The 13,209-nt window shown below is 42.9% G+C and carries 9 protein-coding genes; 4 read left to right on the plus strand and 5 right to left on the minus strand.

Going from position 1 to position 13,209, the window contains the following annotated elements:
* Positions 1-323: 323 nt before the first annotated feature.
* The 5 genes from tkt to chvE form a co-directional block, all read right to left on the minus strand.
* A complete protein-coding gene (tkt, locus tag ACVFI8_RS13745) occupies positions 324-2,318 on the minus strand; it encodes a transketolase (RefSeq protein WP_457873827.1) in 1,995 nt (664 codons plus the stop codon).
* A 96-nt stretch (positions 2,319-2,414) separates the two neighbouring features.
* Positions 2,415-3,365 carry a transaldolase gene (gene tal, locus ACVFI8_RS13750; RefSeq protein ID WP_457871640.1) on the minus strand — a complete coding sequence of 317 codons (951 nt, stop codon included), beginning with the start codon at positions 3,363-3,365 and terminating at the stop codon, positions 2,415-2,417.
* Positions 3,366-3,568: 203 nt separating this feature from the next.
* On the minus strand, positions 3,569-4,774 hold the full coding sequence (mmsB, locus tag ACVFI8_RS13755; protein WP_457871641.1) for a multiple monosaccharide ABC transporter permease: 1,206 nt from the start codon (positions 4,772-4,774) through the stop codon (positions 3,569-3,571).
* 1 nt (position 4,775) lies between these two features.
* Positions 4,776-6,308: a multiple monosaccharide ABC transporter ATP-binding protein gene (gene mmsA, locus ACVFI8_RS13760; RefSeq protein ID WP_457871642.1), complete on the minus strand. Its 1,533-nt coding sequence runs from the start codon at positions 6,306-6,308 to the stop codon at positions 4,776-4,778.
* A gap of 59 nt (positions 6,309-6,367) precedes the next feature.
* Positions 6,368-7,402 (minus strand): multiple monosaccharide ABC transporter substrate-binding protein, encoded by a 1,035-nt coding sequence (gene chvE, locus ACVFI8_RS13765; RefSeq protein ID WP_457871643.1) that lies wholly within the window; start codon positions 7,400-7,402, stop codon positions 6,368-6,370.
* A gap of 560 nt (positions 7,403-7,962) precedes the next feature.
* Here chvE and ACVFI8_RS13770 point away from each other — a divergent pair.
* The 4 genes from ACVFI8_RS13770 to araC all read left to right on the plus strand — a co-directional run bounded on the left by ACVFI8_RS13770 (position 7,963) and on the right by araC (position 12,800).
* Positions 7,963-9,621, plus strand: coding sequence for a ribulokinase (locus tag ACVFI8_RS13770; RefSeq protein WP_457871644.1), 1,659 nt, complete (start codon positions 7,963-7,965; stop codon positions 9,619-9,621).
* Between the two features lie 12 nt (positions 9,622-9,633).
* A complete protein-coding gene (locus ACVFI8_RS13775) occupies positions 9,634-10,350 on the plus strand; it encodes an L-ribulose-5-phosphate 4-epimerase (RefSeq protein WP_457871645.1) in 717 nt (238 codons plus the stop codon).
* A 10-nt stretch (positions 10,351-10,360) separates the two neighbouring features.
* Positions 10,361-11,857 (plus strand): L-arabinose isomerase, encoded by a 1,497-nt coding sequence (araA, locus tag ACVFI8_RS13780; RefSeq protein ID WP_457871646.1) that lies wholly within the window; start codon positions 10,361-10,363, stop codon positions 11,855-11,857.
* A 64-nt stretch (positions 11,858-11,921) separates the two neighbouring features.
* Positions 11,922-12,800, plus strand: a complete 879-nt coding sequence (gene araC / locus ACVFI8_RS13785) for an arabinose operon transcriptional regulator AraC (protein ID WP_457871647.1) — start codon at positions 11,922-11,924, stop codon at positions 12,798-12,800.
* Positions 12,801-13,209 lie beyond the last annotated feature (409 nt).

Genomic DNA, 13,209 nt, shown 5'->3' on the forward strand with positions numbered 1-13,209 from the left:
ACAAGTGGTAAGGCTTATAACTTGTAGACAGACTTATAATGGGAAAATATACCCCATTGGCTTTCTATCATCATATTATTGATAGTTGTCATTAAAAAAACAATGGGTATTTCCGTGTTTCATGCTCCGTCGGCAAACAACTGGACAAATGAAATTTGCAAAAATGGGATGCGATATACCTTTCCCAACTCAGACAGCTTAACGGCAACACTCCAAGAGATGCCGTTTCTGAACGTAAGTAAATATAAAGCTTGAGATATAATTGTTGAGTAGCAGATGTAACTACCTTACATGTTTAGAATCATGCCAACACTATTAGATTTCTAGCTCAATAGTTCTTTTGCAATACGAACAACATTTTTCGTTGTAAACCCGAACTTTTTGAACAGCTCTGGTGCTGGTGCTGACTCACCAAATGTGGTCATACCTACAACGCGACCATGTAGGCCAACATATTTGTACCAGTAATCCACAATACTTGCTTCAATAGCGATGCGTGCTGTAACGTATGATGGAAGTACTTCTTCACGATAAGCAGCTTCTTGTTTGTCGAACGAGTCTGTTGATGGCATTGACACAACGCGCACCATCTTACCTTCCTTCGTTAGTTGCGTTGCTGCTTCGACAGCTAGTTGAACCTCTGAGCCTGTTGCGATGAAGATAAGCTCAGGTTTGCTCTTGCAATCTTGCAGGATGTAAGCACCTTTTGTGATGTTAGCAACCTGCTCTGAGTCACGGTCTTGCTGGACAAGGTTTTGGCGAGATAGGATTAGAGACGTTGGCGCGTCTTTACGTTCAATTGCCAGCTTCCATGCTACAGCAGACTCAACTTGGTCGCATGGGCGCCATGTGCTCATATTTGGCGTTAAGCGCAGAGAAGCCATCTGCTCAACCGGTTGGTGAGTTGGACCATCTTCACCCAAACCGATAGAGTCGTGGGTGTAAACTTGGATGTTCTGAACCTTCATCAGAGCCGCCATGCGCATTGCGTTACGTGCGTATTCCATGAACATTAAGAATGTCGCGCCGTAAGCAACAAAACCACTGTGTAGTGCGATACCGTTCATGATGGCCGTCATACCGAACTCACGCACACCGTAATGGATGTAATTACCAGAGAAGTCACTTGCTTCAAGAGACTTAGAGCCCGACCACATGGTTAGGTTTGAAGGAGCAAGGTCAGCAGAGCCGCCCATGAACTCTGGCAGTAATTGACCGAATGCTTCGAGTGCATTTTGCGATGCTTTGCGTGATGCGATGTTTGCGGGGTTAGCTTGTAGACCCTCAATAAATTGAGATGCTTTTTCTTCCCACTGTGCAGGAAGTTCACCGTTGATGCGACGCTTAAGTTCAGAGGCTTCTTTAGGATATGCTGCAGAATAGGCTTCAAATTTTGCGTTCCAAGCCGCTTCTTTCTCAGCACCAGAGGCTTTTGCATCCCACTGCGTGTAGATGTCATCTGGGACTTCAAATGGGCCATGCACCCAACCAAGTGCCGCTTTCGTTGCTATGATTTCGTCTTGGCCTAGTGGTGCGCCATGACAATTGTGTGTTCCCGCTTTGTTTGGCGAACCAAAGCCAATCAAGGTTTTAGTACAGATAAGTGTAGGGCGGTGGTCTATTTTAGCAGCAAGTATAGCCGTGTTAATGGCGTCGCTATCGTGACCGTCGATCGCTGGGATAACGTGCCAGCCGTACGCTTCAAAGCGCTTAGGTGTGTCATCAGAGAACCAACTGTCCACCTCACCGTCGATTGAAATACCGTTGTCATCCCAGAATGCGATAAGCTTACCTAGGCCTAGCGTTCCTGCCAGAGAACATGCCTCGTGCGAGATACCTTCCATTAAACAGCCATCACCCATGAATGCGTAGGTGAAGTGGTCAACGATGTCGTGCCCTTTTTTGTTGAACTGAGCAGCAAGTGCTTTCTCCGCTAACGCCATACCAACAGCATTAGCGATGCCTTGACCTAGAGGCCCCGTTGTTGTTTCAACGCCCGGTGCGTAACCGTATTCCGGGTGCCCAGGAGTCTTAGAGTGAAGCTGACGAAAATTCTTAAGGTCATCAATTGATAACTCGTAGCCGCTTAGATGAAGCAGAGAATATATAAGCATTGAGCCGTGGCCGTTTGAAAGAATAAAGCGGTCACGATTAGCCCATTCTGGGTTTTCAGGATTATGGTTTAGGTGATCTCGCCAAAGTACTTCAGCGATATCAGCCATACCCATAGGAGCACCAGGGTGACCAGAGTTAGCTTGTTGAACAGCATCCATGCTTAGAACTCGGATTGCATTTGCTAGATGTTTACGATCCATGATTTATCTCGTGTAGAAGTTTTAAAACAAATAGAACTTAATTAGCTTGTTCCTAGAAGAGGATATATAGAAACAGGTAATGATTGCCTGAGAGCTCAATTACAGCTTCGATGCAATCATCTCTTCTAGCTTGCCTTGATCGGTTGCGAAGTTGCGAATACCTTCAGCAACTTTCTCTACTGCCATTGGGTCCAGATTGTGTTCCCACAAAAACTCTGCGTGAGTCAGAGGGGCTGGACGCTCTTTATATGCTTCTACAGCTATGAGTTTTTGTACGATGTTACCTTTTAGTTGTTTAAGCTCTTTAAGAAGTGAAGGACTAATAGTTAGTCGATCGCAACCCGCAAGCTCAATGATTTCATTTATGTTACGAAAACTTGCTCCCATTACGACTGTCTCGTAACCATGTTCTTTGTAGTAATTGTAGATATTTGCTACCGAAATTACACCTGGATCTTCGTGTGCTTCAAAATCACGGCCTTCTTTAGCTTTGTACCAATCCATGATACGACCAACAAAGGGTGAAATTAAGAACACGTTCGCTTCAGCACATGCACGCGCTTGAGCAAATGAAAATAGCAGCGTTAAGTTACATTGAATGCCTTCTTTTTCTAGAATTTCAGCTGCACGGATGCCTTCCCATGTGGATGCTAGTTTGATTAAGATGCGCTCATTTGCGATACCCGCTTCGTTATACATCTTCACTAGCTGACGCGCTTTCGCTACGCTACCTTCAGTATCGTAGGAAAGACGAGCATCTACTTCTGTAGAGATACGTCCAGGAATAGACTTTAGAATTTCTTTGCCAATATTTACCGAAAGCATGTCACAAGTATCTGAGACTTGCTGCGCTTTATCATCGCTTTGATATTTTGCGTACTCGATGGCTTGGTCGATTAATGGTGTGTATTCTTCAATTTGAGCTGCCTTTAGAATCAGCGATGGGTTCGTTGTTGCGTCCTGGGGGAGGTACTTTTTAATAGCATCAACGTCACCAGTATCAGCGACTACTGTTGTAAATTTACTTAGTTGTTCTAGTTTACTTGTCATTGTTCATCTATCCAATTTAAATGGAGTACAAGTCGTATGCTTATTTGCTTTCCCCGAACTTAATACCATTAACTCGAAGAGGTATATCCTTATTCGGCAGCCTGTTCTTTTTAACGGAGAATGCATCAGACAATACAACAAATAGGCATAACGTTTTGTTAAAAGGAAGGCCTCCAAAGAGGCCAACGAAGGAATAACACTTCTTATACTGCTTTGTTCTTGTTATATACGTCGAAGATAACAGCACCGAGCAGAACTAATCCTTTAATGACTTGCTGCCAATCAATCCCTACGCCCATGATGGACATACCGTTGTTCATTACGCCCATGATCATTGCGCCAAAAACAGCACCGATAATTTTACCAACGCCCCCCTGCATTGAAGCGCCGCCGATGAATACAGCGGCAATAACGTCTAGCTCAAATGCTAGTCCTGCTTTTGGCGTTGCTGTGTTCAAACGTGCTGCAAAGACTAAACCGGCCAAAGCCGCTAGCATTCCCATGTTAGCGAAGGTTAAGAAGGTAATACGTTTAGTGTTGATTCCAGACATTAATGCGGCTTTCTCATTCCCACCAATGGCGTAAATGCGGCGTCCTGTGGTTGTATTATTCGTGATAAAGGTATAAACCGAAATTAGCAAAGCCATTACTATCACAATATTAGGTAAACCTTTATAGGTTGCTAACAAGTAAACGATGTAAAACAAAGCGATAGAGATAATGACATTGCGCAAGATAAAGAAATTCAACGGCTCTTCTGCAGGCATTAATTGTTGTTGCTTTGCACGGCTTCGAATATTTAAACCCACAAATAGAACAACCATTCCTATACCCAATATTAGCGACAAGACATGGATGGATTCGAAATGTGCAATATCAGGAATGAATCCCGAGCTTAACTTTTGAAAAGCTTTTGGAAAAGGCCCCACAGATTGTCCCGCTAACAATGCAATAGTCAGTCCTTTAAAGACCAGCATCCCTGCAAGAGTTACGATAAATGCAGGGATTCGATGGTAAGCGATCCAATACCCTTGAGCTGCGCCAATCACCCCACCGGCAATGAGGCAGATGATAACCGTTAAAAACCAGTTAAACTCGTAGTTCACCATCAACACCGCTGCTAAGGCCCCTATAAACCCACAAACAGAGCCAACGGATAAATCGATGTGACCGGCGACTATTACCAACAACATACCTAAGGCCATGATAATGATATAGGAGTTTTGCAGGAACAAGTTGGTTAAATTGACGGGTTTTAGAAGTGTTCCATCTGTAATGATCTGAAAAAAGATCATAATTAATATCAATGCCAATAGAATTCCATACTCACGAAGGTTGGTAACAAAAAAACCTACCAAACTTGGAGATTTATTTTCCTCATTCGTTTCAAAAGAGACTTGAGTATTCATATTATTGTCCACCATCTTTAATTATTAGTTCCATTATTCGTTCTTGGGAAGCCTCTTGAGCACTGAGTTCACCAACAATTGCTCCTTCATTCATGACATATATTCTGTCGCACATACCTAATAACTCCGGCATTTCAGATGAAATTAACAGGACGCCTTTCTCTTGCTCGGCAAGTGAGTTGATAAGGTTATAGATTTCAAACTTCGCTCCAACATCAATACCCCGAGTCGGCTCATCTAAAATAAGTACATCAGGTTGCGTAAATAGCCATTTGGCTAATACTACTTTTTGTTGATTGCCTCCCGACAAGTTCCCGGTTTTTTGCTTAAGCGAAGAACATCGAAGTTTCAGCTTGTCTCGAAAGTCTCCAGCGACCATAGCTTCGCGAGCAGCGTTGACGACACCATACTCAGAAATACCAGTGAGGTTTGATAAAGACATATTGTGCTGAATATCATCGATAAGGATTAAACCGCACCCTTTACGGTCTTCAGTTACGTAGGCAAGACCATGTTCAATGGCTTGTTCTACCGTTTTTAGCTCACACTTTTCCCCTTTGAGAAACAGTTCACCTTGAATATTTTGACCATAGGTTTGGCCAAATATGCTACAGGCGAACTCCGTGCGTCCTGCTCCCATTAAACCTGCGACACCAACGACTTCACCCTGTTTAACTTCAAGGCTTATGTTGTTAATCATACGGCGTTCTTTTTGCTGAGGATGAAAGACCGTCCAATCCTTCACTTGCAACACATTTTCACCAATTTGGTGTTGCCGACGCGGAAAACGTTCGGATATTTCTCGGCCAACCATGTCTTGGATAATTTGGTCTTCACTGACACAATTAGTGCGGCAGTCAATCGTACTGACCGAAGCCCCATCACGGAGAACAGTCACTTTGTCAGCGACTTTGGCAATTTCATTAAGTTTATGGGAAATGATAATCGAAGATATCCCTTGCTGTTTAAACTCAAGCAGTAGATCCAACAACGCATCGCTATCATTTTCATTTAAACTGGCTGTTGGCTCATCGAGTATCAATACATCGACGTCTTTTGTCAGGGCTTTTGCTATCTCAACCATCTGTTGCTTGCCCATACCTAGATTGAGAACTTTTGTTTGGGGACTCTCATTACCTAAACCTACTTTTTGGAGCACTTCTTTAGTTCTAATAAAAGTCTCGGGCCAATTGATGACTCCTTGATGTTGTACTTCATTCCCAAGAAATACGTTTTCAGCCACCGATAGGGTGGGTACAAGAGCTAGTTCTTGATGAATAATAATAATTCCTAACTCTTCACTCTCAGCAATGGATCTAAATCTTTGTTGCTTATTTCGAAAGACAATCTCTCCCTCAAAACTATCATGCGAATATACACCGCTTAAGACCTTCATTAAGGTTGATTTTCCAGCCCCATTCTCACCACAAAGGGCATGTATCTCACCTTCCTCTAGACTGATACTCACATCATTTAGAGCTTTAACTCCAGGGAATGACTTCGTGATATTACGCATTTCAAGTATTGTCGACATACAAACCTCAACTACACATTTAATTAATGCGCCCAGCCTATCGAGGCTGGGCCAAATGACTAAAACTGTTTTTTGTTGTAATAACCACTGTCGATTAAAACCTCTTCCCAGTTTGACTTGTCAACTGCAACAGGCTTAAGCAAGAACGAAGGTACAACTTTGAATCCATTGTCGTAGGTCTTAGTGTCGTTAATCTCAGGTTCACTTCCTTTAAGGACCGCGTTTACCATGCCAACGGTCACTTTAGCGAGTTCACGAGTATCCTTGAAAATAGTAGAGCCCTGTTCGCCCGCGATAATCGATTTAATTGACGGTAGTTCCGCATCTTGACCCGATACAAATGGCATGGACATATCATCACTGCCATAACCCACTCCTTTAAGAGAAGAAAGTATGCCTATACTGATTCCATCATAAGGAGAAAGCACTGCGTCAATACGTTCATCGGTATAATATGCACTGAGTAAGTTATCCATACGGGCTTGTGCTGTTGCGCCATCCCAGCGAAGAGTAGATACTTTTTCCATGCCGATTTGGCTACTGCGAACAACCAGTTTACCTGCATCTATATAAGGGGTAAGTACGGACATTGCGCCGTCATAAAAGAAGTACGCATTGTTGTCATCCGGAGAACCACCGAATAGCTCAATATTGAACGGCCCTTTACCGGCTGCGAGGCCAAGTGCTTTTTCAATTGTTTGCGCTTGAAGGACGCCTACTTGGAAATTATCAAAGGTGGCATAATAATCTACGTGTGGTGAGCCTTTTATAAGCCGGTCATAGGCAATCACTGGAATTTCATTTTCAGCGGCTTGTTCTAAAACCTTCGACAGTGTTGTTCCATCAATTGAAGCAATTACAAGTACATCAACTCCACGAACCACCATGTTTTCGATCTGTGCCAGTTGATTTGGAATATCATCTCCTGCGTACTGCAGCAATACCTTATAACCTGCTTGCTCTAGTTGTTCCTTCATATTATTGCCATCTGCAATCCAACGGGCAGATGATTTAGTCGGCATAGCTAAACCGACGATATCTTTGGCAATCGTAAATGCAGAGCCAAAGCACATAGCACCTACCATAGACGCCATTATTAGAGACTTATACAGTTTCATTTTTCACTCCATGTGTTTATTAAATGAATCCAAGCAAATCGAATATGCTACATCTAGTGACTTCTCGCTCGGTGATTTCATCTTAATTCATCCATTATTTTAGGATGATAAAGCTATTGCAAAAATAGAAAGCTAACGATTTAGTCCATTCATTTAGCTTTTCCTTCTATAACAAATTGATAACACTTCCAGAGTTGAATTTAACGTGAGTGTTTTTCAAAGGTTTAGACTGTCCTACATACAACATACTTTTCAAATACTGATAAAAAGAGATATCATTTCAAGTTGTTGTTTTTTCAGGTTTTTTGTTTTTGTTTGATTGTGAGCATGCTAACGAGACCTTTCCTATCCTGAAAAGTCAGTGTTTGAGGTAGGCAGTTTTTCGAACAGATATTTGGGGCGACTACAGCTTATGACTTAGCTCTCAGTCGTCAATTTTTGGCGATGTAGTCCATAAGTTTAGCTTTATCTCCTATAGCGATTATATCCATATGTGTTCAATCTAATACGTATGTTTGCCATCTATAGGTATCGAAATGAAACACAATTATTCAATTGGTCTGGATTTTGGGTCCGACTCAGTACGTGCTTTAGTAGTTAATACAACTAATGGGGCTGAGCTTGGGTTAGGAGTCGCCAATTATCCTCGATGGGAAAAGGGCTTATATAGTAATGCTGCACATTCTCAATTCAGGCATCACCCGCTCGATTATATTGAATCAATGACAGCAGCTATCAAACAAGCGCTTAATAACAGCCCAAGCCACTGCGCCCAGAACATTGTTGGTATAGGCGTCGATTCAACAGGGTCAACGCCTGCTCCAGTTGATGCGAATGGGCAAATCCTAGCTTTAAACTCCAAGCATCAAGACAACCCTAACGCTATGTTTGTATTATGGAAAGATCATACTTCAGTCTCAAAAGCAGAGCGTATTAATGCCCTTGCCCATAGCGGGCAATACCCCGACTACACTCAATTTGTAGGTGGCATTTATTCTTCGGAATGGTTCTGGGCTAAAGCTGCGTGGATTGCCCAACAAGACCCAGAATTAGCAAATGACATCTATTGTTGGGTCGAGCTTGCAGACTGGATCCCAGCACTATTATGCGACACAACTGCTCCTACATTAATTAAACGCGGTGTTTGTGCTGGCGGACACAAAGCTCTTTGGCACGCTAGTTGGGGCGGGCTTCCAGACGAAGGCTTTCTTAATGATCTACACCCTAGCCTTGGTGCGATGCGATCCCGAATGTATCAAGAAGTGTATACCGCAGACCAACCTGCCGGTCATTTGAGCGAGCAATGGTCCGCATTATTGGGTATACCTCCCGGAGTTCCGGTCGCAATCGGTGAGTTCGATTGTCACATGGGTGCTGTTGGTGCAGGTGCTGAAGCCCATGACTTAGTGAAAGTTATGGGCACTTCGACCTGCGATATTTTAATGGTCGAGCCATCAAGTGTTGGTGAAAAAACAATAAACGGGATCTGTGGTCAGGTCCTGGGAAGCGCTGTCCCAGAATTAGTCGCACTTGAGGCCGGACAATCGGCGTTTGGCGATTTATATGCGTGGTACAAAGAGCTCATAATGTGGCCGATTAAAGAAAAAGCTAAAAGCGACGATGCTTACGTAAAAATCATAGCAGAGCTCGAATCAGATCTTATCCCGCTGCTTAGCCAAAGCGCACTCGAGCAAGAAGGTCCAACACCTTTAGCCCTAGATTGGCACAATGGTCGACGTACACCAAACGCTAACCAACGCTTAACAGGAAGTATTTCACAACTCACCTTAGGCGCCAGCGCACCAATTGTATTTAGAAGCCTGGTTGAATCCACTGCTCATGGAGCTAAAGCGATACAAGACTGTTTTACTCAGCAAGGAATCGCCGTGAATCGGATTATTGCTATTGGAGGGATTTCCAAAAAATCATCCTTTGTTATGCAAATCTGCGCTGATGTTCTCGAAAGTGACATTTTGGTCATGGAAAGCGAACAGTGTTGTGCCTTAGGCGCTGCCATTTTTGGTGCTGTTGCTGCGGGGGAATATACAGACACGAAGTCCGCTCAAAAAGCGATGGCAAGTAAAATTTTCTATAACTATAAGCCAAACCCTGAGAACAGCAGTTTTTATCGTAGGCGGCATCAAGAATATCAGTCAATGGGCAGCTTTATTGAATCTCAATCTATCGTTAAGTAGGTTAAAAATATAATGAACATAACCAAAGAATCACAACCAGATTTAAATGCCCTTAGAGTACAGGTCTGCGAAGCAAACCTAGATCTTAAAAGGCATCAGTTAGTCACTTTCACTTGGGGAAATGTGTCTGGAATTGATAGGGAGAGAGGTTTGATTGTTATTAAACCAAGCGGCCTCGCTTATGAAAAACTTCGCCCTGAAAACATGGCTGTGGTTGACCTCGATGGAAACGCGGTGTCTGAAGGTTTGAATCCATCATCGGATACCTTAACTCATGTATTTCTCTACAAAAAGTTTCTCACTTTGGGAGGTATCGTACATACCCACTCTAGTCTGGCCTGCGCATGGGCTCAGGCAGGGAAAAGTATCCCATCGCTGGGGACAACTCATGCTGACTATTTTTATGGTGATATACCCTGCACCCGGAAGCTAAGCTCTGCGGAAATAAACAAAGATTATGAACTAAACACTGGTAAGGTCATCGTTGAAACCTTTTCAAACATTGACCCTAATGCAGTACCCGGAGTAGTAGTGAACGAACATGGGCCGTTCACTTGGGGAAAAGACCCAGATCAAGCCGTGCACAATGCGGTTGTATTAGAAGAAGTAGCAAAGATGACTTTGAATACTTTAAACATCAACCCCGATGTTGCCGGGCTGCAACAAGCTCTTTTAGATAAACACTACAAGCGTAAGCATGGCGCTAACGCCTACTATGGCCAAAAATAGGAACTCACAGATGAATACTAAAAACCTTTGGTTTATTACTGGCTCTCAGTCTCTTTATGGCAAAGAAGTACTTGCTCAAGTCGCATTGAATACAGCCGAGATTGTAGGTGCCCTTAGTGAAGTTGCAATGCCAGTTTGCAAAATAATCGGTGGCCAAGTCGTAAAGTCGTCTCAAGAAATATCCGATACTATAGCCGCTGCGAATAACGACTCAGATTGTATTGGAGTTATTTTGTGGATGCATACTTTCTCGCCGGCAAAAATGTGGATAGATGGTTTCAAACAACTCAATAAACCATTTTTACACCTGCATACACAGTTTAACGCTCAACTTCCTTACTCCCAAATCGATATGAATTTCATGAATACGAATCAAAGTGCTCATGGCTGTCGTGAATTTGGCTTTATCGGAACCCGTATGAACCTTGAGCGTAAGATAGTTGTCGGGCACTGGAGTGAAGAGCGTGTTCAAAATGAAATTGCTCAATGGGCCAGAGCCGCTAAAGGGTTTGACTGTTCTCATCATCTCAAAGTTGCGCGATTTGGCGACAACATGCGCCAAGTGGCGGTAACGGAAGGTAACAAAGTCTCGGCTCAGATTAAATTTGGTTATGAAGTCAATGCTTATGGCCTTGGTGAACTCAGTGACTATGTTAATGCTGTGACCGTCCAAGAAGCTTCTGAGCATGCTCGATCCTATCTCGACAACAATGTCGTCTCCCAAGAACTAAGGGCTAGGCAAGACCTACAAAAGTTACTAATCAAAGAAGCAAAACTCGAACTTGGAACAGAGCGGTTTTTAGTTGACCACGATTGCAACGCTTTTACGAATACCTTCGAAAACTTATCTGGGCTAAGCGGTTTACCTGGCTTAGCCACGCAACAACTCATGGCTAAAGGCTACGGTTACGGTGGAGAAGGCGATTGGAAAACCGCAGCCCTGCTTCATGTCGTTAAACAAATGACGCTCGGTCTGAGTGGTGGTTCCTCATTTATGGAGGACTACACCTACGACCTCAATAATCCAGATCTGGTACTCGGTGCACATATGTTGGAAGTTTGTCCTACTATCTCTAAAGAGAAACCGGAATTATTGATAGAAGAGCATACAATTGGTTGTCGCTGCGATGTGCCACGGCTTAAATTTCAAGCAATGGCTGGACCTGCAATGAATTTGTCACTCGTTGACCTCGGGGACAGATTCCGCCTCATTGCTAATCTAATTGAGAGTATAGACTTACCTAGCCCTATGCCTCATCTACCGGTGGCTCACGCACTTTGGAAGCCTTTACCTGATTTACCCACAGCGGCGGCGGCTTGGATCCACGCCGGTGGTGCACATCATTCGGTTTACACACAAGCATTGTCGATAGATACCATTTATGATTTTGCTCAATTACATGACATTGAACTTGTTATTATTGATAATGAAACTAACATCAGATCATTCACAAATGAGTTAAAACATAATAGTCTGTACTATAAGATGAAGGGTCTTTTTGGTTAATAAGTTCAGTGCAGGGCTTGAGCTCTGCACTTCGCTTGTTTAGTAACTTTAAAGGAAACTTTAAATGCCTAGTCAAAAAAATATTACACAAAGCGACCCTTTAAAGCCTGGCTACAACTTTGATGTGCATCTTGTTTCAGGTGTCACACCTATATACAAAAATGGCGAGTTTGACTTCCCAATCTCCCGTCCCTTTGGCATGAAAGGCTACATCATTAATATCACGCAAAAAGGTCGTGGTCTTATTTTTGATGGTGATCGCAGTTTTGAGGCTAACGAAGGCGACCTCATTTTATTCCCTCCTAAGGTAGAACATCTGTACCGACGTCACCCAGAGAGTAGCCACTGGGTACACGATTGGGTTTATTTTCATCCTAGAGCCTACTGGAAAGACCTATTGAGCTGGGATCAACAACAAGAAGGTGTTTACCTAACTTCCGTAGAATCTAAAGCGGCACGGGATAAAATATTTAAACTTTTCAAAGAAATAGAATCTTTTTCGAAATCAAGTTCAACACTTGATAACGATCTTGCACTAAATCACTTAGAACAGTTACTGCTCCGCTGTAAAAAATATCAGCCCAATCAACAACAAAAACCAATTGATGACCGCATAGAAATCGCAACTCAATTCCTGAGCTTGAATATTGACCGTCAAATAACGCATAAAGAAATCGCTGAGAAAGTATGCCTATCTCCATCACGCCTAGCGCATTTATTTCAGCAAGAGCTTGGAATGACAATCACACAATGGCGCGATGACCAGCGCATATCTTTAGCAAAGCAATTATTGGTAACGACAAACCGGCCTATTAACTCTATTAGTAGAAGTGTGGGCTTTAACGATCCCCTTTATTTCTCCCGTGTATTTAAGAAAGCTGCGACGACTAGCCCGCTGAATTATCGAAGAAAATTCACTTATGTCAACCACGTTAAAGAGTGATTTACCGCCGCCAAAGTGGTTTTTTGAATACTTCGCTCAGTGCAATCATGCAGTTCAAACTCTGCTCAAAAAGTACTTCCATGGAAGTACATTCCATAAATCACTACACTAGAGTTTTCTACAAAGTACATTTGGGTAGTGGTTTGCTTTTACTCGCACTCTTCAATCACTTTCTTAACTAGTAGAGGCCCATAGAATTCATGACTTCCGAGGATCTCTATAGTCGGACATTAAAGTTAGCCGTCCAATCAATGCAATATTTTCAGAATGAAGCACCTTCATACTATCGTAAGCTAAGGTACCGTAGTTTATGCTTGTTAATGACTAACAAAGAAGGGTCTCTTCCTAGTTGTTAGCATGTTCGAGGCTAAAATGAAATCACCTACAGGTGTACAATAGTGAACCTAGA

The organism is Agarivorans sp. MS3-6 (assembly GCF_054112545.1).

Excerpts from the sequence above, each read along its gene's own strand:
- tal (WP_457871640.1), bottom strand. The coding sequence starts at position 3,365 with ATGACAAGTAAACTAGAACAACTAAGTAAATTTACAACAGTAGTCGCT.
- mmsB (WP_457871641.1), bottom strand. The coding sequence starts at position 4,774 with ATGAATACTCAAGTCTCTTTTGAAACGAATGAGGAAAATAAATCTCCA.
- mmsA (WP_457871642.1), bottom strand. The coding sequence starts at position 6,308 with ATGTCGACAATACTTGAAATGCGTAATATCACGAAGTCATTCCCTGGA.
- chvE (WP_457871643.1), bottom strand. The coding sequence starts at position 7,402 with ATGGCGTCTATGGTAGGTGCTATGTGCTTTGGCTCTGCATTTACGATT.
- ACVFI8_RS13770 (WP_457871644.1), top strand. The coding sequence starts at position 7,963 with ATGAAACACAATTATTCAATTGGTCTGGATTTTGGGTCCGACTCAGTA.
- ACVFI8_RS13775 (WP_457871645.1), top strand. The coding sequence starts at position 9,634 with ATGAACATAACCAAAGAATCACAACCAGATTTAAATGCCCTTAGAGTA.
- araA (WP_457871646.1), top strand. The coding sequence starts at position 10,361 with ATGAATACTAAAAACCTTTGGTTTATTACTGGCTCTCAGTCTCTTTAT.
- araC (WP_457871647.1), top strand. The coding sequence starts at position 11,922 with ATGCCTAGTCAAAAAAATATTACACAAAGCGACCCTTTAAAGCCTGGC.